This is a genomic window from Micromonospora sp. NPDC006766 (assembly GCF_040636055.1).
GTDB lineage: Bacteria > Actinomycetota > Actinomycetes > Mycobacteriales > Micromonosporaceae > Micromonospora.
The window spans coordinates 23,382-48,258 of record NZ_JBEYIX010000019.1 but is presented as its reverse complement, the minus strand read 5'-3'; the positions used below and the strand labels follow the sequence as shown (position 1 = coordinate 48,258).

At 74.3% G+C, this 24,877-nt stretch carries 21 protein-coding genes and 1 riboswitch; of the genes, 12 read left to right on the top strand and 9 right to left on the bottom strand.

The features are described from left to right. Window positions 1-152 precede the first annotated feature (152 nt). The 4 genes from ABZ671_RS17845 to ABZ671_RS17830 all read left to right on the top strand — a co-directional run bounded on the left by ABZ671_RS17845 (window position 153) and on the right by ABZ671_RS17830 (window position 6,962). Window positions 153-4,742: an ATP-dependent helicase gene (locus ABZ671_RS17845; RefSeq protein ID WP_357858702.1), complete on the top strand. Its 4,590-nt coding sequence runs from the start codon at window positions 153-155 to the stop codon at window positions 4,740-4,742. 112 nt (window positions 4,743-4,854) lie between these two features. Beyond that, window positions 4,855-5,361, top strand: coding sequence for a GNAT family N-acetyltransferase (locus tag ABZ671_RS17840; protein ID WP_357858698.1), 507 nt, complete (start codon window positions 4,855-4,857; stop codon window positions 5,359-5,361). Next, window positions 5,358-6,143 carry an SAM-dependent chlorinase/fluorinase gene (locus tag ABZ671_RS17835; protein ID WP_357858695.1) on the top strand — a complete coding sequence of 262 codons (786 nt, stop codon included), beginning with the start codon at window positions 5,358-5,360 and terminating at the stop codon, window positions 6,141-6,143. The genes ABZ671_RS17840 and ABZ671_RS17835 overlap by 4 nt, the downstream gene beginning before the upstream one ends. A 27-nt stretch (window positions 6,144-6,170) precedes the next feature. Next, window positions 6,171-6,962, top strand: a complete 792-nt coding sequence (locus ABZ671_RS17830; RefSeq protein ID WP_357858692.1) for a DNA-formamidopyrimidine glycosylase family protein — start codon at window positions 6,171-6,173, stop codon at window positions 6,960-6,962. Between the two features lie 124 nt (window positions 6,963-7,086). Here the strand turns inward: ABZ671_RS17830 and ABZ671_RS17825 are convergent, their stop codons facing one another. After that, a complete protein-coding gene (locus tag ABZ671_RS17825; RefSeq protein ID WP_357858689.1) occupies window positions 7,087-7,299 on the bottom strand; it encodes a hypothetical protein in 213 nt (70 codons plus the stop codon). 256 nt (window positions 7,300-7,555) lie between these two features. On the opposite strand from ABZ671_RS17825, the gene ABZ671_RS17820 reads away from it, so the two are divergent. The 4 genes from ABZ671_RS17820 (at window position 7,556) to ABZ671_RS17805 (ending at window position 12,844) form a co-directional block, all read left to right on the top strand. Next, the gene (locus ABZ671_RS17820) at window positions 7,556-7,738 is read left to right on the top strand and encodes a hypothetical protein (protein ID WP_357858815.1); all 183 of its coding nucleotides are present in this window, start codon (window positions 7,556-7,558) and stop codon (window positions 7,736-7,738) included. 80 nt (window positions 7,739-7,818) lie between these two features. Continuing rightward, complete coding sequence (locus ABZ671_RS17815) at window positions 7,819-8,436, top strand: hypothetical protein (protein ID WP_357858686.1); 618 nt, start codon at window positions 7,819-7,821, stop codon at window positions 8,434-8,436. After that, window positions 8,420-9,043 carry an OmpA family protein gene (locus tag ABZ671_RS17810; protein WP_357858683.1) on the top strand — a complete coding sequence of 208 codons (624 nt, stop codon included), beginning with the start codon at window positions 8,420-8,422 and terminating at the stop codon, window positions 9,041-9,043. The genes ABZ671_RS17815 and ABZ671_RS17810 overlap by 17 nt, the downstream gene beginning before the upstream one ends. A gap of 186 nt (window positions 9,044-9,229) precedes the next feature. After that, on the top strand, window positions 9,230-12,844 hold the full coding sequence (locus ABZ671_RS17805) for a fibronectin type III domain-containing protein (RefSeq protein WP_357858680.1): 3,615 nt from the start codon (window positions 9,230-9,232) through the stop codon (window positions 12,842-12,844). A 48-nt stretch (window positions 12,845-12,892) separates the two neighbouring features. Here the strand turns inward: ABZ671_RS17805 and ABZ671_RS17800 are convergent, their stop codons facing one another. The 7 genes from ABZ671_RS17800 to ABZ671_RS17770 all read right to left on the bottom strand — a co-directional run bounded on the left by ABZ671_RS17800 (window position 12,893) and on the right by ABZ671_RS17770 (window position 19,231). Next, window positions 12,893-13,663 carry a hypothetical protein gene (locus ABZ671_RS17800; protein ID WP_357858677.1) on the bottom strand — a complete coding sequence of 257 codons (771 nt, stop codon included), beginning with the start codon at window positions 13,661-13,663 and terminating at the stop codon, window positions 12,893-12,895. A gap of 12 nt (window positions 13,664-13,675) precedes the next feature. Further along, window positions 13,676-14,533, bottom strand: coding sequence for a PspA/IM30 family protein (locus ABZ671_RS17795; protein ID WP_357858675.1), 858 nt, complete (start codon window positions 14,531-14,533; stop codon window positions 13,676-13,678). A gap of 176 nt (window positions 14,534-14,709) precedes the next feature. Further along, window positions 14,710-15,159 carry a helix-turn-helix transcriptional regulator gene (locus ABZ671_RS17790; RefSeq protein ID WP_357858672.1) on the bottom strand — a complete coding sequence of 150 codons (450 nt, stop codon included), beginning with the start codon at window positions 15,157-15,159 and terminating at the stop codon, window positions 14,710-14,712. Window positions 15,160-15,424: 265 nt separating this feature from the next. Continuing rightward, window positions 15,425-15,970 carry a CinA family protein gene (locus tag ABZ671_RS17785; RefSeq protein WP_357858669.1) on the bottom strand — a complete coding sequence of 182 codons (546 nt, stop codon included), beginning with the start codon at window positions 15,968-15,970 and terminating at the stop codon, window positions 15,425-15,427. 127 nt (window positions 15,971-16,097) lie between these two features. Then, on the bottom strand, window positions 16,098-16,682 hold the full coding sequence (pgsA, locus tag ABZ671_RS17780) for a CDP-diacylglycerol--glycerol-3-phosphate 3-phosphatidyltransferase (protein ID WP_357858666.1): 585 nt from the start codon (window positions 16,680-16,682) through the stop codon (window positions 16,098-16,100). A gap of 77 nt (window positions 16,683-16,759) precedes the next feature. Then, window positions 16,760-18,262 (bottom strand): 30S ribosomal protein S12 methylthiotransferase RimO, encoded by a 1,503-nt coding sequence (rimO, locus tag ABZ671_RS17775; RefSeq protein WP_357858663.1) that lies wholly within the window; start codon window positions 18,260-18,262, stop codon window positions 16,760-16,762. A gap of 48 nt (window positions 18,263-18,310) precedes the next feature. Then, entirely contained in the window at window positions 18,311-19,231 is a 921-nt protein-coding gene (locus ABZ671_RS17770) for an ornithine cyclodeaminase family protein (RefSeq protein ID WP_357858660.1), read from the bottom strand. Between the two features lie 94 nt (window positions 19,232-19,325). Then, window positions 19,326-19,390, top strand: a riboswitch (guanidine-III (ykkC-III) riboswitch). 56 nt (window positions 19,391-19,446) lie between these two features. Between ABZ671_RS17770 and ABZ671_RS17765 the strand changes: the two genes are divergently transcribed. Continuing rightward, window positions 19,447-19,761 carry an SMR family transporter gene (locus tag ABZ671_RS17765; protein WP_357858657.1) on the top strand — a complete coding sequence of 105 codons (315 nt, stop codon included), beginning with the start codon at window positions 19,447-19,449 and terminating at the stop codon, window positions 19,759-19,761. A gap of 80 nt (window positions 19,762-19,841) precedes the next feature. Then, window positions 19,842-20,087, top strand: a complete 246-nt coding sequence (locus ABZ671_RS17760; protein ID WP_357858654.1) for a hypothetical protein — start codon at window positions 19,842-19,844, stop codon at window positions 20,085-20,087. A gap of 11 nt (window positions 20,088-20,098) precedes the next feature. Here ABZ671_RS17760 and ABZ671_RS17755 read toward each other — a convergent pair whose 3' ends face one another. Then, window positions 20,099-22,576, bottom strand: a complete 2,478-nt coding sequence (locus ABZ671_RS17755; RefSeq protein WP_357858651.1) for a DNA translocase FtsK 4TM domain-containing protein — start codon at window positions 22,574-22,576, stop codon at window positions 20,099-20,101. Window positions 22,577-22,689: 113 nt separating this feature from the next. Between ABZ671_RS17755 and ABZ671_RS17750 the strand changes: the two genes are divergently transcribed. Beyond that, complete coding sequence (locus tag ABZ671_RS17750; RefSeq protein WP_357858648.1) at window positions 22,690-23,169, top strand: YbjN domain-containing protein; 480 nt, start codon at window positions 22,690-22,692, stop codon at window positions 23,167-23,169. Beyond that, the gene (locus ABZ671_RS17745) at window positions 23,166-24,797 is read left to right on the top strand and encodes a YbjN domain-containing protein (RefSeq protein WP_357858645.1); all 1,632 of its coding nucleotides are present in this window, start codon (window positions 23,166-23,168) and stop codon (window positions 24,795-24,797) included. The genes ABZ671_RS17750 and ABZ671_RS17745 overlap by 4 nt, the downstream gene beginning before the upstream one ends. Window positions 24,798-24,877: the final 80 nt, after the last annotated feature.

Below are 24,877 nucleotides of genomic sequence, written 5' to 3'. Positions count from 1 at the left end.
TGAGTGAAGTTACTTTATGTTGCGCGACACAAGCAAGCAGTTAAGTAAGACTTAACAGCTGCAACGTCGCATCCGGCGCGTAATCCCCTGGACTCGGACAGATCACATCCCGCCGCCGACCGGGTGTCCCAGCGGCGAGGCAGGATGGAGGCGTGGCGGACGAGGTGACCGGCGGGGACGCGGCGGAGCTGACGGATTTCGGTGCGGCGACCCGCGAGTGGTTCACGGCCGCCTTCGCGGCGCCCACCGCCGCCCAGGCCGGCGCGTGGCGTTCGGTCGCCGCCGGGCGCAACGCCCTCGTGGTGGCGCCGACCGGCTCGGGCAAGACCCTGGCCGCGTTCCTCTGGTCGCTGGATCAGCTGGCCAAGGCGCCGCCGCCGGCCGAGACGCGGCAGCGCTGCCGGGTGCTCTACGTCAGTCCGCTCAAGGCCCTCGCCGTCGACGTCGAGCGCAACCTGCGCGCCCCGCTCGCCGGCATCCGGCAGGCAGCCGCCCGGCTCGGCCTCACCCCACCGGAGATCACCGTCGGCATGCGCACCGGCGACACCCCGGCCGACGAGCGGCGGGCCTTCGCGCGCAACCCGCCGGACATTCTCATCACCACCCCGGAGTCGCTGTTCCTGCTGCTCACCTCCGCCGCCCGGGACTCGCTGCGCGGGGTACGCACGGTCATCGTCGACGAGGTGCACGCGGTCGCCGGCACCAAGCGCGGCGCCCACCTGGCGCTCTCGCTGGAACGCCTCGACGCGCTGCTGGAGACGCCCGCGCAGCGGATCGGCCTGTCCGCCACCGTACGACCGGTCGACGGCTGCGCCCGCTTCCTCGGCGGGGCCCGCCCGGTCGACGTGGTGCAGCCGGCCAGCAGCAAGACCATCGAGGTCAGCGTCCAGGTGCCGGTGGAGGACATGACCCGCCTCGACGAGCAGGAGCCGCCGGAGGACGACCTCGGCGGTCCCGGCCCACGCCGGGCGTCGATCTGGCCAGCCGTCGAGGAACGCGTCTTCGCGCTGGTCCGCTCGCACCGGTCGACCATCGTCTTCACCAACTCCCGGCGCAGCGCCGAACGGCTCTGCGCCCGCCTCAACGAGCTGGCCGCCGAGGAACTGGCGACGGCCGCCCCGGACGGCGGCCGCGTGGCGCGGGACGACGGGCCGCTGCGCGCGCCCCGGCAGCCGGCCGAGGTGATGGCGCAGTCCGGGGCGGCGGCCGGGGCGGCGCCGGTGATCGCCCGCGCCCACCATGGCAGCGTCTCCCGGGAGGAACGCCGGCACATCGAGGAGGCGCTGAAGTCCGGGCAGCTGCCCGCGGTGGTCGCCACCTCCAGTCTGGAGCTCGGCATCGACATGGGTGCGGTCGACCTGGTGGTGCAGATCGAGGCCCCGCCGAGCGTCGCCGCCGGCCTGCAACGGGTCGGCCGGGCCGGGCACCAGGTCGGCGCGGTCTCCCGGGGCGTCGTCTTCCCGAAGCATCGCGGCGACCTGCTCTCCTGCACCGTCGTCGCGGAACGGATGGGGCAGGGCGCGATCGAGGAGCTGCGCTACCCGCGCAACCCGCTCGACGTGCTGGCCCAGCAGATCGTGGCGATGGTGGCCCTGGAGCCGTGGCGGCTGGGCGACCTCGCCGTGCTGGTTCGCCGGGCGGCTCCCTTCGCCGAGCTGCCCGACTCGGCGCTGCACGCCGTGCTCGACATGCTCTCCGGGCGCTACCCGTCGACCGCCTTCGCCGAGCTGCGTCCCCGGCTGGTCTGGGACCGGGCCGCCGACGTGCTCACCGGCCGCCCCGGCGCCCAGCGGCTCGCCGTCACCAGCGGTGGCACCATCCCCGACCGGGGGCTGTTCGGCGTCTTCCTGGCCGGCGCCGAGCGGGCCGCCCGGGTCGGCGAGCTGGACGAGGAGATGGTCTACGAGTCCCGCGTCGGCGACGTCTTCCTGCTCGGCTCGTCGTCCTGGCGGATCGAGGAGATCACCCCCGACCGGGTGCTGGTCTCGCCCGCCCCCGGGCAGGCCGCCCGGATGCCGTTCTGGAAGGGCGACCAGCCCGGCCGCCCGGTCGAGCTGGGCCGGGCCATCGGCGCCCGGATCCGGGCGCTGCTGCGGCAGAGCGACGGGGATGCCGTCGCCGCGCTGCGGGCCGGCGGGCTGGACGACTGGGCCGCCGGCAACCTGCTGACCTATCTGCATGAGCAGCAGGCGGCCACCCGCGCCCTGCCCGACGACCGGACGGTGGTGGTCGAACGGTTCCGCGACGAGCTGGGCGACTGGCGGCTCGCCGTGCACTCGGTGCTCGGCGCCCGGGTCAACGGTCCGTGGGCGCTCGCCATCGGCCGCCGCCTCGCCGAACGCTACGGCGTGGACGCCCAGGTGATGCCCGCCGACGACGGCATCGTGATACGGCTGCCGGACACCGCCGACACCCCGCCCGGCGCTGACGTGGTGGTCTTCGAGCCGGCCGAGATCGCCCAGCTGGTCGAGGAGTCCGTCGGCGCCTCGGCGCTGTTCGCGGCCCGGTTCCGCGAGTGCGCGGCCCGGTCGCTGCTGCTGCCCCGCCGCGACCCGCGCCGCCGGCAGCCGCTCTGGCAGCAGCGGCAGCGCGCCGCCCAACTCCTCGACGTGGCCCGGGAGTACGCCGACTTCCCGGTCACCCTGGAGGCCGCCCGGGAATGCCTGCAGGACGTCTTCGACCAGCCGGCCCTGACCGAGCTGATGCGCGACCTGGCCGCCCGCAAGATCCGTCTCGTCGAGGTGGAGTCCGAACGCCCGTCCCCGTTCGCCCGCTCGCTGCTGTTCGGCTACGTCGGCGCGTTCCTCTACGAGGGCGACGCGCCCCTGGCCGAGCGGCGGGCCGCCGCGCTCGCCCTCGACTCCGGCCTGCTCGGCGAACTACTCGGCCGGGTCGACCTGCGGGAGCTGCTCGACCCGGCGGTGCTCGCCGAAACCGAGCGGCAGCTGCGCTGGCGCACCGAGCAACGCCGCCCCCGCGACGCCGAGGACGTGGTCGAGTTGCTCCGGGTGGTCGGCGACCTCACCGAGGCGGAGCTGGCCGAGCGGGGTGCGCCCGCCAGCTGGCTGGCCGAGCTGGCGGCGGCCCGCCGGGCGCTGCGGGTGCGGATCGCCGGCGAGGAACGCTGGGTGGGCGTGGAGGACGCGGCCCGGCTGCGGGACGCCCTCGGCGTGGCCCTGCCGGTCGGCGTGGCCGAGGCGTACCTGACGCCGGTGGCCGACCCGCTCGGCGATCTGGTCGCCCGGTACGCGCGCACCCACGGCCCGTTCGCGGCGGCCAGCTGCGCCGCCCGGTTCGGGCTCGGCGTGTTCGTGGTCGAGCAGGCGCTGCGCCGGCTCGCCGCCACCGGGCGGGTGGTCTCCGGCGAGTTCGCCCCGGACAGCGTCGGCACCCAGTGGTGTGACGCCGAGGTGCTGCGGCTGCTGCGCCGACGTTCGCTCGCCGCGCTGCGCCGGGAGATCGAGCCGGTGCCGCCACGGGCCCTCGCCGCGTTCCTGCCCCGCTGGCAGCAGGTCGGCTCGTCGGCCCGGGGCGTGGAGGCGGTCGCCGCCACCGTCGAGCAGTTGCAGGGCCTCGCCGTGCCGGCGTCCGCGCTGGAACGCCTGGTGCTGCCCGCCCGGGTCGCCGACTACACGCCCGCCCAGCTCGACGAGCTGTGCGCCAGCGGGGAGGTGCTCTGGGCCGGGTCCGGGGCGATCTCCGGCGGCGACGGCTGGGTGACCCTGGCGTACGCGGATGTCGCGCCGCTGCTGCTCCCACCACCGGACGAGGCGCTGACCCGCACCCCGCTGCACGACGCGGTGCTCGAGGCGCTCGCCGACGGGCAGGCACTCTTCTTCCGCACCCTGTCCGACCGGGTCGGCTCGGCCGACGACGCGGCGCTGGCCGCGGTGATCTGGGACCTGGTCTGGGCCGGGCACCTCACCAACGACACCCTGGCACCGCTGCGAGCCGGGCTCGGCGGGGGCGGGGCGCACCGGTCCCGGCCGTCCGCCCCGCGTACCCGCTACCGCCGGCCCGGCCGGGTGGCGCTGCCCAGCCGGAGCGGCCCACCCACCGTCGCCGGGCGCTGGTCCCGGCTGCCCGAGCGGGACCTCGACCCGACCCGCCGGGCCGCCGCCCTCGCCGACCTGCTGCTCGAACGGCACGGCGTGGTCACCCGCGGCGCGGTCATGGCCGAGCAGGTCGCCGGTGGCTTCGCCGCGGTCTACCCGGTGCTGTCCGCGCTCGAGGAACGCGGGGCGGCCCGCCGGGGCTACTTCGTCGAAGGGCTGGGCGCAGCCCAGTTCGCGGTGCCCGGGGCGGTGGACCGGATCCGGGCCCTGGCCGACGACACCCGGGGCGGAGGCGGGCCGACCGTGGTGCTCGCCGCCACCGACCCGGCGAACCCGTACGGCGCGGCGCTGCCCTGGCCGGAACGGGTCGTCGACTCGGGCGACGGCACGGCCCCGGCCACCGGGCACCGGGCCGGGCGCAAGGCCGGCGCCCTGGTCGTGCTGATCGGCGGCGACCTGGTGCTCTACGTGGAGCGGGGCGGGCGGACCCTCCTGTCGTTCACCAACGACACCGACGCGCTCGCCACGGCCGGCAAGGCGCTCGCCGACGCGGTGCACTCCGGCGCGCTCGGCGCCATCTCGGTCGAACGCGCCGACGGCGAGGCGGTCCACGCCTCTCCGCTGCGCGACGCGCTGACCGCCGCCGGCTTCCGGGCCACCCCGCGCGGCCTGCGCCTGCGCAACTGACCGCGCCCCACCCCGCCCCCGGTCCAGGCGGCGGGCCGGGGCGCGGTGACGCTCGGAGCGAGCGGACCACGGTCGCCTAGGGTGTGGTGGGCGGTGAGAAGGGGGCGATCCGATGACCGGGATTCACGTCCGTTCTGCGGAGCCACCCGACCAGCCGGACGTGGCGGTGCTGCACCACCGGGAGTGGGGCGGCCCGCACGTAGTGGTCCACGAGACCCGCTATGACCTGCGGGAACTGCCAACGCTGGTGGCGGTGGACGGCGCGGGTGAGCTGGCCGGCGCGCTGGTCTACCGGCTCGCCGACGACGGGCTGGAGGTGGTGAGCCTGGTGGCCGCCGACGCCGGGCTGGGTGTCGGCAGCGCGCTGCTGGCTGCCGCCGAGGCGACCGCACTGGCCGCCGGGGCGGGCCGCCTCTGGCTGGTCACCACCAACGACAACCTCGCCGCGCTGCGGTTCTATCAGCGCCGAGGGCTGCGGATCGTGGCGGTCGACCCGGGCGCGGTGGACCGGGCGCGGCGGCTCAAGCCGACCATCCCGTACGTCGGCGAAGACGACATCCCGCTGCACGACGAGCTGCGTCTGGAGCGGCCGCTCACCCCGCCGGGCGGTCACCCGTGACCGCCCCGTGGATCTCGCTGACCACCGACTACGGCCTCGCCGACGGGTTCGTGGCGGCCTGTCACGGGATGCTCGCCCGACTCGCCCCGGCCGCCCGGGTGATCGACGTGACCCACCTGGTGCCGCCGGCGGACGTCCGCCGGGGCGCGGCGGTGCTCGCGCAGACCGTGCCCTACCTGCCGACGGGGGTGCATGTCGGGGTGGTCGACCCGGGCGTGGGCACCAGCCGACGGGGGATCGCCCTGTCCACCCCGGGCGGGCTGCTCGTCGGGCCGGACAACGGGCTGCTGCTGGACGCCGCCGACGCCCTGGGCGGGGTCACCGGCGCGGTGGAGCTGACCAACCCGGGGTGGCTGGCGGCGGTGGTGTCCCACACCTTCCACGGTCGGGACGTGTTCGCGCCGGTCGCCGCCCGGCTCGCGCTCGGTGCGCCGCTGACCGAGGCGGGCCCGGCGGTGGACCCGACTGCACTGGTCCGGCTGCCGGCGGCGGTGGTCCGCGCCGAGCCGGACGGGTTCGCCGCCGAGGTGCTCACCGTCGACCACTTCGGCAACGTGCAGCTCGCCGCTCCGGCCGGCCTCCTCGACGGGATGCCGGAGCGGATCCGGGTCGCCGGCCGGTCGGCGGTGCGCGGGCACACCTTCGGCGCCGCCCCGGTCGGTGGCCTGGTCGCGTACGTCGACTCGGCGGGGCTGGTCGCGCTGGCGGTCAACACCGGCCGGGCCGTCGACCTGCTCGGCGTACGCCCCGGCGACGTGCTGACCGTGCACCGGGAGGACTGACCCGGGCGGGCGAGGGACGATGGACGGGTGCCTGAAGGTGACACCGTGTGGAACACCGCCCGCGTCCTGCAGCGGGCGCTGGCCGGCGCCCGGCTCACCGGCTCCGACCTCCGGGTGCCGCAGCTCTCCACGGCCGACCTGACCGGCTGGGCCATCCGCGAATCGGCCAGCCGCGGCAAGCACCTGCTGCTCCGGCTCGCCGCACCGGACGGGCACGATTGGACGCTGCACTCGCACCTGCGGATGGACGGCGCCTGGCGGGCGTACGCCCCAGGCGAGCGGTGGGCGGCGCGGCCGGCACACCTGATCCGGGTCGTGCTCCGCTCCCCCGGCGCGGTCGCGGTCGGATACCACCTGCACGAGCTGGCTCTGGTCCCCGCCGCCGAGGAGGACTCTCTGGTCGGCCACCTCGGGCCGGACCTGCTCGGCCCGGACTGGGACCCGGACGAGGCGGTCCGCCGGCTGGCCGCCCATCCGGACGAAACCATCGGCGAGGCGCTGCTGGACCAGCGCAACCTGGCCGGCGTGGGCAACCTCTACAAGTGCGAGGTGCTGTTCCTGCGCGGAACATCGCCGTGGACGCCGGTGCGCGCGGTGCCCGACCTGGCCGGCACGGTCGCCCTCGCGCAACGGCTGCTCGCGGCGAACCGGGGCCGGTGGACGCAGAGCACCACCGGCTCGCTGCGCCGGGGCGGCACCACCTACGTGTACGGCCGGCGGGCCCAGCCCTGCCGGCGCTGCGGCACCGCCATCCGCAAGGAGGATCTGGGCGAACGGGTCACCTACTGGTGCCCGGCCTGCCAGCCGGACCGCCGCTGACCGGGCGGCTCCGGCCGCCTGCCGGGCCGACACCGCCCGCCCGAACGACACATCACCAAGAAGCGATATGCCTCTGGGTCATATTTGTTTATGCCCCCGCGGCATATCGCTCTCAACGGCATCTTCATCCCAGAGAGTCCTCTTCGAGGTCCGGGCGGTCGGGCCCCAGCGGGCCCTTCCGCCTGATCCACGACATGAACCGCTCATACATGAGGTTGCCGTTGGGTGGGTTGGCCGGAGTGAGCCGCCGCAGGTCCTCCGCAGCTTGAAGCAACTGCTGGGCCATGTAGATGCCAAGGGTGGCGAGGTTCCGCCGGTACTCGATACCCAGGAGCATCCGGGCCGACGGGCACGGCCAATCCATGTCCCCACAGACGCGGCACTTCCACTCAGGCCGGCGGGGCAGGTGAGGCAGATGAGCCAGCCTCGCGGCACCAACGTGCTTGCGTACGTACGGACGAATGACCGGGTCTTGTTCCTCACTGCGGCTCATCCCCCGATCCTGCATCCGCTGTTGGCGGTCGTCAACCCCGATCGGCGTTCACGATCGATGATCAGGTGCCGGTACCTACCGTCAACCTGTGGTCGAGTTCGTGGGGATCGCCGAGATACGGGAGATGCTTGGAGGCGTCAGCCGCGCCCGTGCGTCCGTGATCGCCAGCCGGCGCGACTTTCCTCCCCCGTATCAGGTGCTGAAGATGGGCCAGATATGGCGGAAGTCAGACGTAGCGGCATGGATCGCCAAGAATCGCCCGGATCTAGCGACCGACTCTTGAGTCGACCGGTGATCGCCGCCCCTGGATCCACTTTGTAGGCTGGGCCCCCGTGCACACGTATCCATGGGGGTGATGGTCTCGTGCGACTGACCAGGACGAGCCGGCTCGGCGCGCTCGCGCTGACCGCTGCGTTGACGATGACGGGATGCGGAGCCCTGAGCGGCCCCGACCGGTCCGACGACGCGAAGAGCACGGCCGGCACTGCGGCGGGAAGCGCCGCGCCCGGGAGCGCCGCCGATCTCGGCGCGGTGGTCGGCACCCGCGACATCGAGATCAGCAAGGGCGGCAAGGTCTTCCCGGTCCGGGTCGAGCTCTACGAGCTCCACCGCCGCGACGGGTTCGTCACGGTCAACGTCAAGCTGACCCGCACCGACCAGGGCACCCCGGACCGTTGGCAGGTCGGCGAGACGTTCCAGGGCGACACGATCTCGCTCACCTTCGCCGGGGTGACCCTGGTGGATCGCACGAACCGCAAGCGGTACCTGGTCGCCCGGGTCAACCCGGGCGCCGGCCGGACCCAGGCCAACCAGGCCGAGCGGGAGGAATATCTGGCCTCCGTCGACCTCTCCTCGGTGTTCGTGAGCGCCGGCCAGTCCATCTGGTTGTACGCCACGTTCGGCGCCCCGCCGGACGATGTCGCCGCCGTTGACGTGGTCATCCCCCGGGTACCGGTGTTCGAGAATGTCCCGCTCGGCTGAGCGGGTGGCGGCGCTGGCCGTCGCCGCTGTCACTCTCGGCGCGCTGAGCGTCGCACCGGGCGGCCCGGTCGCCGTGGCGGGGACCGCGTCCCCGGCATCCGGGCCCGTCGTCGTGACCGGGCCGAGCATCGCCCCCGGCGCGGACGTGGCCCGCCCGGCGCTGGACATCACCGCCCCCGCACTGGACATCCTCGTCCCGGTCGAGGACCTGACCGACGGAAGCATCACCGCCGAGTCCCGCTCGCGGGTCGAGCTGACCCTGGCCGCCGACGTGCTGTTCGCCTTCGGCAAGGCGGACCTGACCCCGGCCGCCCGGGCCCGACTGGTCGAGATCGCCGAGCAGCTCCGCGCCGAGGCCAAGGGCAACGTCCGGATCGACGGCCACACCGACTCGATCGGCAGCGAGCAGAGCAACCTGGCGCTGTCCCGGCGACGGGCGGAGACGGTGCGGGCCGAGCTGGCTCGACTGCTCGACGGCGCGCCGGTCCACTTCGTGGTGCAGGGCTTCGGCGAGGCACGACCGGTGGCACCGAACCAGGTGGACGGCCGGGACAACCCGGCGGGCCGAGCCCGGAACCGGCGGGTGGAGATCCGTTTCGACCGGTGACAAACTACCGCCGCTTCGTGGAACTTCCACGAATCGACAAGATCCCCCAAGATACGGACGATTGGGTACTTCCCTCCCCCGGCTCTTACGTCGCATGCTGCGGTTGGCCATTCACTGGCCGTCAGCAGCGCGTACGCCCGGCACGCCGGGGTGGCGGCGGACGCGCCTTGATCCGGGGGGAGAGCCATGCCCCTGTTCCGCAGACTCCGGCCGGGCTGGGTCGACCGCGTCCTCCGGACCGACGACCCCGCGCCGACCGTGCCCGCCGCCCGGGTCGCCGAGGTCGAGACCGGGCCGACGCCGGCCAGCCTCGACCCGGCGGCGGTGCCACGCTGCTTCGGCCCGGTGCCGAACTTCGCCGGCAGCCCGCTGCCGGTGCCCGACCGGGACGGCCGGCCGGTGCCCGGCACCGGCATCCGCAAGTTCGTGGACGCGCTGCCGCTGCCGTCGCCGGCCGCCGCCGGGCTGGGCGCCCGGCTGCCGATGGCGGTGCCGGACACCATCACCTGGCCCGGCTGCGACTACTACGAGATCGGGTTGCAGGAGTACGCCCAGCGCCTGCACCGGGATCTGCCGGCTACCCGGCTGCGCGGCTACCGCCAGCTCAACCTGGGCACCGACCCGTCCGGGCACAACACGGTCAGCCCGCCGGACCGGCCCTGGCACCTCGGGCCGGTGATCATGGCACGTCGCGGTCGGCCGGTACGGATCAAGTTCATCAACCAGCTGCCCACCGGTCGGGCCGGCGAACTCTTCCTGCCGGTGGACGAGACCGTCGACGGGGCCGGCGCCGGGCCGCTGGACGGGCCGGCGCCGTACCCGCAGAACCGGGCGGTGCCGCACCTGGCCGGCGGGCAGACCGCCTGGATCAGCGCCGGTAATCCCTGGCAGTGGGTCACCCCGGCCGGCGAGATCACCCCGTACCCGGTCGGGGTGGGGGTGACGCCCGTGCCGGACATGCCGCCGCCGGGCGCCGGGGCCACCACCCTCTACTTCCCGAACGAGCAGAGCGGCCGGCTGATGTGGCTGCACGACAACACTGTCGGCCTGGCCCGGCTCACCGTCTACGCCGGGCAGCTCGCTCTCTATCTGCTCACCGATCCGGCCGAGGAACGGCTGGTCGACGACGGCGTGCTGCCTCCCGACCAGGTGCCGCTGGTGATCCAGGACAAAACCTTCGTGCCGGACGACGCGCAGCTCGCCGCGCAGGACCCGACCTGGGACCGGGACCGCTGGGGCGCCAAGGGCAGCCTCTGGCACCCGCACGTCTACCAGCCTCGGCAGAACCCCTACCGGAGCACCGGCACCAACCCGACCGGCCGCTGGGACTACGGTCCGTGGACGCACGACCCGGACGGCGGCGACAGCCCGTGGGTCGCCCCGGTGCCGAACCCGCACCACCACCCGGTCGCCGAGCCGGACGAGCCGCCACTGGCACCCAACGTGCCGCACCCGTCGGCCGTCCCCGAGGCGTACGGGGACACCCCGCTGGTCAACGGGGTGGCCTACCCGTACCTGGAGGTGGCGCGCCGGGCGTACCGGTTCCGGATCCTCAACGCCTGCGCGGACCGCAGCCTCAACCTCCAGCTCTACCGGGCCGGCTCCGACCGGCCGATGTGGACCGAGGACGGGCGGCTGGCCAACCCGGACGCCGGCGAGGTGCCGATGGTCGAGGCGGTACGGGCGGCCGGGCGGCCGGCGGGCTGGCCCACCGACGGGCGCGACGGCGGGGTGCCGGATCCGAGGGCCGCCGGCCCGGAGCTGATCCGGATCGGCAACGAGGGCGGCCTGCTGCCCGCCCCGGTGGTGCTGGCCAACCGGCCGATCGGCTACCGGTACGACCGGCAGGACCCGACCGTGCTCAACGTGGACGGACACACCCTGCTGCTCGCCCCCGGCGAGCGAGCCGACGTGGTGGTGGACTTCGCCACGGTCCCGCCGGGCAGCACCCTGATCCTCTACAACGACTGCCCAGCCCCGCTGCCCCGGTTCGACCCCCGGTACGACCACCACACCGGCGCCCCGGACCGCACCCCGATCGGCGGCCTGCCCGCCGCCCGGCCCGGCTACGGCCCGAACACCCGTACCCTGCTGCAGTTCCGGGTGGTCGGCGCCCCGGCGGAGCCGTACGACGTGGCCCGGCTCGCCGCGCGCCTGCCCGAGGCGTACGCGGCGAGCCAGCGACCGCCGATCGTGCCGCAACCGGCGTACGACGTGGCCTTCGGCACCCACACGGCCCGGGAGACGCTGGTCGCGGCGCGGGCCACGTCGGTCACCTTCACCCCGGCCGGCGCGGTCGCCCCGGTGACCCTGCCGCTGCTGGTGAAGTCGGTCGGGCAGGTCTTCGAGGCCCGGCACGGCCGGGCGGTGGGCCGGCTCGGCGTCGGCCACCCGAACGCCGGCCCGCTGACCGCCGCCGCCCTGCCGCTCGGGCCGGTCGAACCGGCCACCGAAGTGCTGTACCCGACCGCCCCCACCGTGCCGATCGGCGGGGCGGACGACGGCACACAGCTCTGGCGGATCGTCGGGGACGCCCCGCGTACCCATCCGGTGCACGTCGAGGGCTGTGACGTACAACTGGTCAACCGGGTCGGCTGGGACGGCACGGTCCGCCCGCCGAACCCCGACGAGTTGGGCTGGAAGGAGACCGTCCGGGTCAACCCGCGGGAGGACGTGATCGTGGCGCTGCGCCCGGTCCTGCCCAGCCTCCCGTTCAAGATCGGCGACAGTGTACGGCTGCTCGACCCGTCCCGGCCGGCCGGCGTCCGGCTCGACGCCAGCCCGGTCAGCCCGATCGACGGGCGGCCGACGACCGTGATCAACCAGCTGGTGAACCTGGGCTGGGAGTATCGCTGGCAGACCCGCGCGGCGGGGCTGCGCGACCAGGGCATGAGCCGGCCCCTGGTGCTGCGGGTGGCACCCGCGGCCCCGACCGGGCTGACCGCCACTCCGGCGCCCGGCTCGGCCACCGCGCTGCCGGCCATAGCGCTGGCCTGGACCGGCCACGGCAGCCGGCCCCCGGCCACGAGTCACCTGCTGCAACGGGCCACCGACGCCGCCTTCACCAGCGGGCTCACCGAGATCACCGTGGCCGCCACCGCCACCCGGCACACCGACGCGACGGTGACGCCCGGCGTCACCTACCACTACCGGATCCGTGCGGAGAACGCGGTGAGCTGCTCGGCCTGGTCGAACAGCGTCCCGGCGTCGGTGCAGCTCACCTCCCCGGCGAAGCTGACCGCGGCGGTGCCACCGGCCGCGCCGCTACGGGTCGCGTTGCACTGGGCCAACCGCTCGTTCGCTACCGGCGTGGACGTGCAGCGGGCCACCAACCCGACGTTCACCAGCGGCCCGGGCACCACCGCCATCGCCGTCGGCGGCGCTCACGTCGACCCGGCGGTCGCCCCGGACACCACCTACTACTACCGGGTACGCACCACGTACCTGGGCGCGGCGTCACCCTGGTCGACGGTCGCCACGGTGACCACCCCACCGCGGCCGGGGCTGCCCACCGGGGTGAGCGCCACCGCGACCACGCCCACCCCGGACACCGCCACGGTGACCTTGAGCTGGTCCGCCAGCACGCCCGCCGGCCCGGGTTCCGGCTTTGTGGTGCAACGCGCCGCCGACCCCGCCTTCACCCGTGAGCTGGCCACCTTCACCGTCACCGGCCGCGGCTTCACCAACACCGGCCTGGCCCCGGGGACGACCTACCACTACCGAATCCGCTCGTTCAACGTCGTCGGCACCTCCCCCTGGACCGCCCCCACCCCGGCGACCACCCCCACCCGACCTTGTTGATCAAGGAGTTTGCGTCAAGGATTCGCGCCCCCGACGCAAACTCCTTGATCAACCGCGCGCGGTGGGGGTGGTGGGGGTGCGGAGTTCGGCCAGGGCGGAGGCTACGCCGTGGAGGAGGTCGGTCGCCTCGGTCAGGCGGGCGGCGGCGGGGTGCTCGGTGCTCGGGCGGGCGTCCTCGGCCACGTAACCGGCCGCGGCAACGACCAGCCGCTCGTACGCCGCCACCCCACCCTCCAGTTGGGCCGTCAACGTACCGTGCACCTCGACCAGCGGCGGATGCGAAGCGATCCGGAGCGCCCGTTCCACGCCGGCCACCCGGGCGGCCAGGTCGCGCAGCGAACGGTCGGCCTCGGCCGCCTCGCGGACCGCCGGCTCGGCCAACCCGGTGAGGCGGCCGGACAGCCCCTGAAGGGTGAGCGCCGCCCGGTCGAGCCGGGCCCACGCCTGCGCGGCCGTGGTGCCGCGCAGCTCGAGGCGGGACCGGAACCGGCGTATCTCGCCCAGGACGCCGGAACCGACGGGCAACCGCTCGACAGCGGCGACCAGCCGGGCGCGGGAGCGGGCGGCGGCCACCGACGGGTCGAGGGCCGGCGGCGCCGGCGTGGCCGCGAGGGCCCGCAGGTCGACCCAGCGCCAGGCGGCGACCGCGATCGCGCTGCCCGCGGCGCCGGCCCAGATCGCGTCCGGCAGGCCGATCCCGGCGTACGGGGTCAGCACCGCCGTCACGCCGGTGAGACCGCCGGCCAGGACGCTCCACCGGCGGGCGGAGCGCCGCAGCCGACGCAGCCGACGGAAATGCCGGGCTCGTTCGTCCGCCATCGTTCTCCCGCCCTAGCTGGAGGTGCTCTCCCCGGTGCCACGGTCCCGGCTCAGGCTGGCCCGGATCTCGTCCAGCCGGGCGGCAGCGGCCGGATCGGCGGGTTCCGCCGGCGCCACCGCCGGGCGCTCCTGCCGGCCGGAGAGCTGCTCGCCCGCCATGCTCGACCGGATCTGTTCCAATCTCGCCGACCCGGCAAAGTCGATCGTCGACTTCTGGATCTCCAGCATCCGACCCTCGACCGAGTTGCCGGCCAACTCGGCCCGGCCCATCGCGGTCGCGTACCGGCGCTCGATCCGGTCCCGGACCTCGTCGAGCGAGGGGGTGGTGCCGGGCGCGGTGAGCGAGGACATGGACTCCAGCGAGTGGGCCACGCTCTCCTGCATCTTGGCCTGCTCGAGCTGGCTGAGCAGCTTGGTCCGCTCGGCCAGCTTCTGCTGGAGGATCATCGAGTTGTTCTCGACCGCCTTGCGGGCCTGGGCGGCCGCGGCGAGCGCCTGGTCGTGCAGCGTCTTCAGGTCCTCGGCGGCCTGCTCGGCCGAGACCAACTGGGTGGCGAGGAGCTGGGCGGACTGCTCGTACCGGCCAGCCTCGGCCTCGTCGCCGCGGGCCCGGGCCTGGTCGGCCAGCACCAGGGCCTGCCGGGCGTTCGCCTGAAGCTGCTCGACCTCGGACATCTGCCGGGACAGCTTCATCTCAAGCTGCCGCTGGTTGCCGATCACCGCGGCCGCCTGTTGGACCAGCGCCTGATGCTGGCGCTGAGCCTCCTCGATGGCCTGCTGGATCTGCACCTTCGGATCGGCATACTCATCGATCTTCGAGCCGAAGAGCGCCATCAGGTATTTCCAACCCTTGACGAACGGGTTCGCCATCTCCGCGTTGTCCCCTCAGTAGCGTCGCGCCGCCTCGACCGGGCCGGGCGGAGTTGACCGACGGGCCGCGCGGTGTGCCTCCATCGTTTCAGGCGTACGCCAGCCCCGGCACCCGGACGACCCTGATCAACATTACGCGGCGGGTGCCACCATGGCCACGGCGCGGCCGAGCAGAGTCAGGCGGCGCAGACCACGTCCCGATCCGCGGAGCGGACCCGGGTGCTGCGCAGCGTGGCCCTGAGCGGCGAATCCTGGCGGACCTGGACAGCCACCGAGCCGTCGGAAGCGACCTGGCGGACGTTCTGGTTGGTTGCCTTACGGACGGTCTGCGGGGCCACCGACGTCGGCTCGACCGACTTGCCGGTCACCGGGACCAGCACCTCCGGCAGCTGCTCGGCCAGGGCGACCGTGTCGCTGACCTCGCGGAGCAGCTCGGAGAGGCGGGCACCGAGCGCGTCGCAGATCGCCGCCAGCAGCTCGCTCGAGGGCTCCTTCTGGCCGCGTTCGATCTCGGAGAGGTAACCGAGGCTGACGTTGGCGGCGGAGGAGACTTCGCGAAGGGTGCGGTGCTGCCCCTGCCGGCGCGCCCGCAGAGCGTCACCGATCACCCGGCGTAGCAGGACCATCGCACCTCCCTCTGACAGGACCACCATTCTCCGGACCTGCCGTGCCGCTGCCGGGCGCGGCTGACCGCTCCCGGCGCCGACGCCGTCCGTCGGAGCCTTTCCGCAACGGTACCCGCTGCCCGCCCACACGACATCCCGCCCCGCCCCTCCAATTACCCGGATCCGGCGTCCCGGCAACAGGACGGGCCGCCGCTCGCGGACGGGCCGGCGGGCAGGCGAGGCCCGTCGCCGGACGGCTCACCGGCCCGCTGCGGCCCGGTCGGCATCATCCGCCCCGGCGGCGTGGACCCGCGTCGTCCGTCCCGGCGGCATGGATCCGCTCGGCCAGCAACCGCAGCGCCTCGATCACCGCAGCCGACCTGATGCGGTCGCGGCCGCCGTCGAGGTCGAGCCGGCTCACCCGGGTACCGCCGGGACCGGCGACCGCGACGTACACCAGGCCGACCGGCTTGTCGTCCTGCGGCTGCGGCCCGGCCACACCGGTCGTGGCCAGCCCCCAGTCTGCGCCGCAGCGGCACCGCCCACCCTCGGCGAGCGCGGCGGCCACGTCCGGGTCGACCGGCCCGCGTTCGGCCAGCAGATCCTCCGGTACGCCCGCGAGCTGCGACTTGAGCTCAGTGGCGTAGACCACCAAGCCGCCCCGGTAGACGCCGCTCACCCCTGCGATCGCCACGATCGAGGCGGAGAGCAGCCCCCCGGTAAGGGACTCGACGGTCGCGAGAGTCTCGTGCCGCCGCGCCAGCCCCCGCACCACCCCCGCCGCCAGGCCCCCGACCGACCACCCCTGCCCCACATCCACCCCCACACCCATACCACCCCACCCACCCCCACCCCCACCCCCACCCGCGTCGATCATGGACTTATGGCGCCCGGTTCGACACCTTCGCGGCTTTTGAGAGGTGCCACGACTCCATGATCGACGCGGGTGGGGGGTGGGGTCAGCGGGTGCGGTGGCGGAGGCGGAGGGCTTGGGCTATGTAGTCGAAGCCGGTGAGTACGGTGATGACTACTGCTGCTGCCATGATCCATGGGCCGACGACGGCTGCCGCAGTCGGCATCGGCCACAGGTACCAGGTGATGGCGAGGATCTGGAGCGCCGTCTTGAGCTTGCCGCCCCGGCTGGCCGCGATCACCCCGTGCCGGATGACCCAGAACCGCAGCCCGGTGATGCCCAACTCGCGAAGGAGGATCGCCGCGGTCACCCACCAGGGCAGCCGGTCGTACCACGAGAGCAGCACCAGTGCGGCGCCGGTGAGCGCCTTGTCGGCGATCGGGTCGGCGACCTTGCCGAGCGAGGTGATCAACCCCCAGCGGCGGGCGATCCAGCCGTCCACCAGGTCGGTCGCCGAGGCGACCGCGAAGATCAGGCAGGCCGCGGTCCGCCAGCCGGTGTGGATCATCCCGCCGGCCGCCACCACCGTGGCCGCGAAAACCGGAACGAGCAGCAGCCGCACCGCGGTCAGCACGTTCGCCGCGTTGAGCAGCGGAACCGGGGGCGCCACCGTCGGCTCCGCCCCGGTCATCCCCGCGCTCCGCTCCGGCCGCCGCGGCGTACCTCGCACCGCACCACGTGGCTCCCCTGCCTTGCTCGGCCCCGTCGTCACCGTGCCGCGCCGGGCGCCGCCGAGATCATCTCATCCGGCACCGCGATCAGGTCGACGCCCTCGGTCGCGGTGACCGTGGCCCGGACCAGGTCGCCGGGGCGCAGCGCGGCGAGGTCGACCCCGCCGCCGTCCGGCGCGACCAGGGTGGTCGAGCCGTCCACCTCAGGTGCCTGGTGGGCCGCCCGGCCCTCGACGACGCCGTCGGCGACCGAGTCGACCAGCACCTCGACCGTCGAGCCGATGCGATCCTCGGCCCGCTGGGAGCAGAGCTCGTCGGCGAGCGCGCTGAGCTTGTCGTACCGCCGCTTGATGGTGGCGGCGGAGACCTTGCCCGGCAGGCCGGCAGCCTCGGTGCCGTCCTCGTCGCTGTAGTCGAACACGCCGATCGCGTCGAGCCGTGCCTCGGTCAGGAACCGGACCAGCTCGGCCACGTCCTGCCGGGTCTCGCCCGGGAATCCCACGATGAAGTTGCTCCGGGCGCCCGCCTCCGGGGCCAACGCGCGGGCGGAGGCCAGCAGCTCCAGGAACCGGTCGGTGGAGCCGAAACGGCGCATCCGGCGTAGCACCGGCTCGCTGGAGTGCTGGAACGACAGGTCGAAGTAGGCGGCCACGCCGGGCGTGGTGGCGATCACCTCGACCAGGCCGGGCCGGGTCTCGGCGGGCTGGAGGTAGCTGGCCCGCACCCGCACGATCCCGTCGATCGCGGCGAGCTGCGGCAGCAGCTTCTCCAGTGCCCGGGGGTCGCCCAGGTCCTTGCCGTACGAGGTGGAGTTCTCGCTGACCAGCACCAGCTCACGGACGCCGGTCTTGGCCAGCCACTCCGCCTCGGCCAGCAGCTCGTCCGGCGTACGCGAGACGAACGCGCCGCGGAACGCCGGGATGGCGCAGAACGCGCAGCGCCGGTCACAGCCGCTGGCCAACTTGAGCGAGGCGACCGGGCCGGTGTCGAGCCGGTGCCGCAGCACCTGCCGCAGGTGCGCCGGGGTGTGCTCGTCGGTCTCGGTGGCTACCCGGGTCGGGGTGCCGTGGCCGGGCAGCGACACCGCCGCCTCCCGCCGCTTGACCGGGGTGAGCGGCAGCAGCTCGCGGCGGTCCCGCGGGGTGTGCGCGTCGAGCGCCTCCCCGGCCACCACGGCGTCCAGCCGGGCGGCGATGTCCGGGTAGTCGTCGAAGCTGAGCACCGCCTGCGCCTCGGGCAGGCTGTCGGCCAGCTCGCGGCCGTACCGCTCGGCCATGCAGCCGGCGGCGACCACCTTGGCGCCGGTGTCGGCGGCGGCGAGCAGCGTCTGGATCGAGTCCTGCTTGGCCTTCTCCACGAAGCCGCAGGTGTTCACGACCACCACGTCGGCGCCCTCGCCGTCGGTGGTCACCTGCCAGCCGTCGGCGTGCAGCCGGGCGGCCAACTCCTCCGAGTCGACCTCGTTACGGGCGCAGCCCAGGGTCAGCAGGGCGACCCGGCGGCCGGCGGAGTTGTTGGCAGGGGAGGTGGCAGACACCATCCGAGGGTACCGGGCCACACCGACGCGCCCGCCACGGCGGGCCACCGGTCAGCCGGTCGCCGCGCTTACCCGGGCCAGGCGGTCGAGCAGGAAGACCTCGGTGCCGGCCAGACCGGTCGAACAGAACACCGAGATCTGGTCCGTGCCGGTCCGGCCGGGAACCGCCCCCGCCAGCACCGCGCCCAGGTCGCGCAGCCGCCCGGCGTACGGCTCGACGGCAGCGAGCATCGGCGGGACGTACGCGGCGGCCTGCGCCGGCGAGTCGGTGACCAGCACGTCGGCGGCGTCCAGCAGGTCGGTGCCGAACTCGTGCCGGTCGGCCTGCTTGAAGCCGACCGTGTTGACGTGGGCGCCCGGGGCGAGGTCGGCGGCGGCCAGTACCGGGCTGGTGCTGGTGGTGGCGAGCACCACCACGTCCCGGTCGCGGACCGCCTCGGCGGCCGTGTCGACCGCGCGGGCCGGCACGCCCAGCTCGGCGCGGACCCGGGCGGCGAACGCCTCCCGCCGGGCCGCGGCGCGGCTGTGCACGGTCACCTCGCGCAGCGGGCGGACCGCGGCGGCGGCCCAGACCTGGGTCCACGCCTGGCGGCCGGCGCCGACCACCCCGAGGGTGGCCGCGTCGGGGCGCGCGAGGGCGTCGACGGCGGCCCCGCCCAGTCCCCCGGTACGTCGGGAGCCGAGCTCCTCGCCGACCGCGATCGCCCGTACCGCCCCGCTGCGCGCGTCGTGCAGCACGACCAACTGCTCGCTCTCGGGGAGCGCGAAGGTGTCGTAGGAGCGGTAGCCGTACCACTGGCCGGTGAGGTGGCCGGCGGTGAGCACCATCCGGCCCCCACCCAGCGGGGCGGACGCCCGGGGCGGGGCGACCAGCCGCCCCTCGTACGCGGCCAGCAACGCGTCCCGCATGGCGGCGACGGTGAACGCGGCGTCCAGGGCGGCGACATCCTCGTCGGAGTAGAGCAGGGTCATGACGACCAGGGTGCAACTTAAAGTTCACGTCAGCTCCAGCCATGGTGGTCCATGTCACCGCGTCGGCCGGCCACCGGCCGCGGTGCTACCGTCGGCGATGGCGGCATTGCCGCCCCGGACGAGTGGTGGGCGTACCCGGTCAGGCCAAGACGCCCCGCGACAAAACCACCCGTCCCGGCCCCGGCGGCCGGGCCCACCCCGCAGAGGTGACCGTCATGGCCTGGATCGTGCTGGTGTTCTCCGGGCTGCTGGAGACCGCGTGGGCGATCGCCCTCGACCGCAGCGCCGGCTTCAGCCGCCCCCTTCCCTCCCTGGTCTTCGTCGTCACGCTGGTGGCGAGCATGGCCGGCCTGGCGTACGCGCTGCGCGACATTCCCGTTGGCACCGGCTACGTGGTCTGGGTGGGGATCGGTGCGGTGGGCACCGCGCTGGTCGGCATGCTCGCCCTGGACGAGCCGGTCAGCCTGCCCCGGATCGCCTGCCTGCTGCTGGTGGTCGCTGGCGTGGTCGGCCTCAAGCTCTTCGCCTGATTCCTTGCGTGAGCCGGGCCGTAAGCCGGGTAACCGGGCGGCATCCGGCACCTCGCCGCGCCGACCTCACGGAGGACACCATGGCCGACCGCCACGCCACCGCCCGGCCGCGCAGCGGCGCGGCGCGCGTCTGCACGATAATCGCGTTCGTCTTCGCGGTCATCGCGATCTTCTTCCTGCCACCGCTGTTCGGCCTGGTCGGCCTCGTGCTCGGCATCGTCGGCGCGGTGCTCGGCGACAAGCCGCTCGGCTGGTGGGCCGCCGCGGCCAGCGTGGTCGGCGCCGTGATCGGCGTGGTCATCGGGTACGCGATCTACCGCTCCTGATTTCCGGCGGCTCAGTCGTCGCCGCCTCGCAGGCCGGCCAGGACCTCCTCCAGCTCGTCCGGCTTGACCAGCACGTCGCGGGCCTTCGACCCCTCGGACGGCCCGACCACGCCCCGGGTCTCCATCAGGTCCATCAGGCGGCCCGCCTTGGCAAAGCCGACCCGCAGCTTGCGCTGCAGCATCGAGGTGGAGCCGAACTGCGAGGTGACCACCAGCTCCACCGCCTGCACCAGCAGGTCCAGGTCGTCGCCGATGTCCTCGTCGATCTTCTTCTTGCTGTCCTGCGCCACGGTCAGCACGTCCGCGCGGAACTCCGGCTCGCGCTGGTCCTTGCAGAACTTCACCACGTCGGCGATCTCCCGCTCGGTCACCCAGGCGCCCTGGATCCGCAGCGGCTTCGACGCGCCCATCGGCAGGAAGAGGCCGTCGCCACGACCGAGCAGCTTCTCCGCGCCCGGCTGATCGAGGATGACCCGCGAGTCGGCCAGTGAGGAGGTGGCGAAGGCCAGCCGGGACGGCACGTTGGCCTTGATCAGACCGGTGACCACGTCGACCGAGGGCCGCTGGGTGGCCAGCACCAGGTGAATGCCGGCGGCCCGGGCGAGCTGGGTGATCCGGACGATGGAGTCCTCCACGTCGCGCGGCGCGACCATCATCAGGTCGGCCAGCTCGTCCACGATCACCAGCAGGTACGGATACGGGCGCAGCTCGCGCTCGCTGCCCGGCGGGGCCTTGATCTCGCCGGTGCGCACCTTGCGGTTGAAGTCGTCGATGTGCCGGACCCCGTTGGCGGCGAGGTCGTCGTAGCGCATGTCCATCTCGCGGACCACCCAGTCCAGCGAGTCGGCCGCCTTCTTCGGGTTGGTCACGATCGGAGTGACCAGGTGCGGGATGCCCTCGTAGCCGGTCATCTCGACCCGCTTCGGGTCGATCAGCAGCAGCCGAACCTCGTCGGGCGTTGCCCGGGTCAAAACGGATACGAGCAGAGAATTCAGGCAGCTCGACTTGCCGGCGCCGGTGGCCCCGGCGATGAGAATGTGCGGCATCTTCGCGAGGTTGGCCACCACGTAGCCGCCCTCGATGTCCTTGCCCAGCGCCACCACCATCGGGTGGTGGTCGCTGGTAGCGGCCCGCGAGCGGAGCACGTCACCGAGCGCCACGTTCTCCGGGTCGGTGTTCGGGATCTCCACGCCGACCGCGCTCTTGCCCGGGATCGGGCTGAGAATCCGCACGTCCGGCGACTTGACCGCGTACGCGATGTTGCGGGAGAGCTGAGTGATCCGCTCCACCTTGACGCCCGGCCCCAGCTCGACCTCGTAGCGGGTGACCGTCGGGCCGCGGGTGAAGCCGGTGACCGCGGCGTCCACGTCGAACTGTTCGAAGACGCCGGTCAGCGCGGCGATCACCTCGTCGTTGGCCTTGCTGCGGGTCTTCGGCGCGGCGCCGCTGCCCAGCATGTTGGCCGGCGGCAGCGTGTAGTCGCCGGCCAGCCCGGTCAGCGCGAGCTGCTCGGCCCGGGTGGGCAGCGGCGAGTGCTCCGGCGGCTCGGCCGGCTTGCGACGCGCCGGCACCTTCGCCGGCCGCTTACGCGGCAGCACCAGGGTGTCCTGCAGGTCGACGCCGTCGAGGTCGTCGAGGTCGGGGACGCCGTCCGGGTCCGTCGGATCCAGCGACGGAGGAAGCCGCTTGGCCGGCCGCTTACGGGCCGGCTTCGGCTTCGGTTCCGCGTCGGCCTCGGCGTCGTCGGTGGCGATCGGCCCGATCAGGCTGCCGGCGAGCAGCCCGAGCCGCTCCGGGATCTTGTTGATCGGGGTCGCGGTGACCACCAGCAGGCCGAAGACCAGCAGCAGAACGAGCAGCGGCACCGCCACCCAGGCGGTGACGGCCGCCTTCAGCACGTTGCCGACGCCCGCGCCGAGCAGCCCGCCCGCGTAGTCCCGCTGCCCGCCGTCGACCGGATCCTGTCCGATGTGCAGCATTGCCGCGGTGGCGAGCAGCATCGAGCCCCAGCCGACCAGGCCACGCCCGCGGTGCGCGGGATCGCCCGGGCTGCGCAGCAGCCGCCAGGCGCCGATCATCAGCAGCACCGGCACCACGATCGCGACCGCGCCGAGAAAGAGCCGCACGGTGTCGGCAAGCCGGGCGCCGACCGGCCCGGCGCCGCCGAACCAGATGCCCACCGCGCTGAGGATGGCGAGGCCGAACACCAGCAACCCGGCGCCGTCGCGGCGGTGCTCCGGGTCGAGGTCGCGGGCCGAGGCGGCGTGCCGTCCGGCGGCGCGGACCGCCCAGCCCAGGCCGTGCGCGACGCCCATCCACAAGGCACCGACCGCCCGGCCGACGTACGCCGCCGGGCTCGGCCGGGCCGCGGTCCGTCGCCGGGGAGTCGCCCGGGTGGCCTTCTTGGCCGGCTGACGGGCACGGCTGTTCGTGGTGCCACGCGGCGACGCGCCGCGCCGCCGGCTCGCCTGAGAGGTACGGCCCGCCATAGAGTCACCGTAACGGCGGGACTCGACGGATCGCCGCTTTTCCGGGTCGTGTCCGCGCGTCGCGGCACGGGCCACGCCGCAGTCTGTGTTATTCGCCTCAGAAGGGGTGCCCGATGGCGTCGCCGGAGATCGAGGACGGTCCGGACGGCCCCTTGGCCGGGCCCCCACAGGCGTTGCGGCCGCTGACCGGCGAGCTGATCGCCGCCGTGCTGGCCAACCGGGGGTACGCGGTGGCCGAGGACGCCGACGGCGATCTGGTGGGCCGTTGGGAGCAGGGCCTGATCTGGTTCCACCGCCGGGGCGTCGCCGGGGAGCTGCTGCAGGTGCGAGCCGTCGCCGCGCACCGCTTCGGCATCGAGCGCGTCCCTGACCTGTACGCGTTCTGCAACTCGTGGAACCACGACCGGCTCTGGCCGAAGGCGTTCGTGCACGTAGCCGACGACGGGCTGGCCCAGATCTGCGGTGAGGTGACCACCGACCTGGAGCGCGGGGTCACCCCGCACCAACTCGACCAGCTCATCGACTGCGGCATCACCACCGGCTGCCAGCTCGCCGCCGCCGTGGGCCGCCTGCCCGGCGGGTCGATCCGGTGACCACCTCCCGCGACCAGGGCCTGTCCGACGCCCTCGCCGACGCCCAGGACCTGCCCGACGGCGAGGCCCGCTGCGCCGAGCTGGAGCGGATCGCCGCCCGGGCCGACGCGACCGACGACCCGCGTACCGGGCTGGCGGCACGGTTCGCGCTGATGGAGGCGTACCTGCACCTCGGCCAGCGGTGGCGGCTGGTGGAGCCGGTGCGCCGCTGCCTGGCCGCGCTCGACCGGGCTCCCGGCCTGCTGGACGACCGCCCCGACGACGCGGAACGGCTGCGCCGGCACCAGCGGCAGGCGGTGGAGGCGGTGTTCGGCACCCCACGGATCAGCCTGGAGCAGGCCCGGTCCCTGTTGGACGAGCTGGCCGACCGGCTCGGTCCGGACGCCGAGCCGGTGGCGGAGCTGCGCTGCCGCCTCGCCGACCACCTCGGCGACGAGCCCACCGCCCGCCGGGAATACTCCCGCTGGCACGGCCCGTCCGGCGCGGCCGGTCCGACGGTGGGCCTTGGCGGTGGAGGGCCGGCCATGCCCGACCCGGTCGCCGGCTGCCCGGGGTGCGCGCCGGCGCGGCGGGCCGAGCTGCTGGCCGGCTGGGGTGAGCCGGCGGCGGCCCTGGCGGCGCTGCGGCCGGTGCTCGACGGCGAGGTGGGCTGCACCGACCAGCCGGAACGGGCCCTCGCCGGGGCGCTGCTGCCCTGGCTGCGCACCGGCGAGGTCACGCGCGCCGCCCGGGCACACGTGCGGGCCTACCGCCGGCACCGTCGCGAGCGGACGGCGTTCCCACTGCTCGCCGCGCACCTGCGCTACTGCGCGCTCGGCGGGCACCTGGACCGCGGGCTGGACCTGCTGGCCGAGCAGATGCCCAGGTTGGACCGGCCCGCCGACGACCTGTCCGCCATGGAGTTCGCCGCGGCGGGCGCGCTGCTCTGTGGGTTGGCCGTCGAGGCCGGGCGCGGCGACCGGCGGATCCACCGCCCGGGGCACGGGCCGCAGCCGGCGACCGAGGTGGACGTGACCACGCTGGGCGGTCAGCTTCAGGTGCTCGCCATCGAGCTGGCCGGCAGCTTCGACGCCCGCAACGGCACCGGGCACCAGTCCGGCCGGATCGCCTCCTGGCTGGCGGAACGGCCGCTCGCCGACCCGGTGCCGCTGCCCGCCGAGGACGACGTCGACGACTGGCCGGCTGACGACCTCACCGAGCCGGGACCGGCGGGCGAGGAGGAACCGGTCCCGCTCACCCTGGCGCTGCTCACCGCCGCCCTCGACGTACGCGGCGACGGCTACGCGGTGACGCCGGACGGCACGGTGGTGGGGCGCTGGGGCGAGGCGGTGATCCAGTTCCGGCGGCTCGGGCGGCAGGGGGAGATCCTGCACGCGCGGGTGGTGGCAAGCCGCCAACTGCCGGCCGCCCGCCGAGCCGAGGCGTACGCGTTCTGCAATGCGTGGAACCACGACCGGCTGCTGCCGGCGGCGTACGTGCACGATCCCGGCGACGGGGCGCTGATGCTGGCCGCCGACGTCACCACCGACCTGTCGCACGGGGTCGCCCCGGCGCAGCTCGTGGTGCTGGTGACCGCGGCGGTCAGCACCGGGGCCGCGTACGCCGAGGCGGTCGCCGCGCTGCCCTGACCGCGGCTGCAGCACCACGAGGGGCCTGTCCGCTTGGCGACTACCGGCAACTGGTTCGGCGTGCGCGGCGTCTTCCAGTA

Bases quoted from the DNA above. Each gene is read 5' to 3' on its own strand.
- ABZ671_RS17840 (WP_357858698.1), top strand. From the start codon at position 4,855: ATGACCGGGATTCACGTCCGTTCTGCGGAGCCACCCGACCAGCCGGAC.
- ABZ671_RS17825 (WP_357858689.1), bottom strand. From the start codon at position 7,299: ATGCTCCTGGGTATCGAGTACCGGCGGAACCTCGCCACCCTTGGCATC.
- ABZ671_RS17810 (WP_357858683.1), top strand. From the start codon at position 8,420: ATGTCCCGCTCGGCTGAGCGGGTGGCGGCGCTGGCCGTCGCCGCTGTC.
- ABZ671_RS17805 (WP_357858680.1), top strand. From the start codon at position 9,230: ATGCCCCTGTTCCGCAGACTCCGGCCGGGCTGGGTCGACCGCGTCCTC.
- ABZ671_RS17800 (WP_357858677.1), bottom strand. From the start codon at position 13,663: ATGGCGGACGAACGAGCCCGGCATTTCCGTCGGCTGCGTCGGCTGCGG.
- ABZ671_RS17795 (WP_357858675.1), bottom strand. From the start codon at position 14,533: ATGGCGAACCCGTTCGTCAAGGGTTGGAAATACCTGATGGCGCTCTTC.
- ABZ671_RS17790 (WP_357858672.1), bottom strand. From the start codon at position 15,159: ATGGTCCTGCTACGCCGGGTGATCGGTGACGCTCTGCGGGCGCGCCGG.
- ABZ671_RS17785 (WP_357858669.1), bottom strand. From the start codon at position 15,970: ATGGGTGTGGGGGTGGATGTGGGGCAGGGGTGGTCGGTCGGGGGCCTG.
- pgsA (WP_357858666.1), bottom strand. From the start codon at position 16,682: ATGACCGGGGCGGAGCCGACGGTGGCGCCCCCGGTTCCGCTGCTCAAC.
- rimO (WP_357858663.1), bottom strand. From the start codon at position 18,262: ATGGTGTCTGCCACCTCCCCTGCCAACAACTCCGCCGGCCGCCGGGTC.
- ABZ671_RS17770 (WP_357858660.1), bottom strand. From the start codon at position 19,231: ATGACCCTGCTCTACTCCGACGAGGATGTCGCCGCCCTGGACGCCGCG.
- ABZ671_RS17765 (WP_357858657.1), top strand. From the start codon at position 19,447: ATGGCCTGGATCGTGCTGGTGTTCTCCGGGCTGCTGGAGACCGCGTGG.
- ABZ671_RS17760 (WP_357858654.1), top strand. From the start codon at position 19,842: ATGGCCGACCGCCACGCCACCGCCCGGCCGCGCAGCGGCGCGGCGCGC.
- ABZ671_RS17755 (WP_357858651.1), bottom strand. From the start codon at position 22,576: ATGGCGGGCCGTACCTCTCAGGCGAGCCGGCGGCGCGGCGCGTCGCCG.
- ABZ671_RS17750 (WP_357858648.1), top strand. From the start codon at position 22,690: ATGGCGTCGCCGGAGATCGAGGACGGTCCGGACGGCCCCTTGGCCGGG.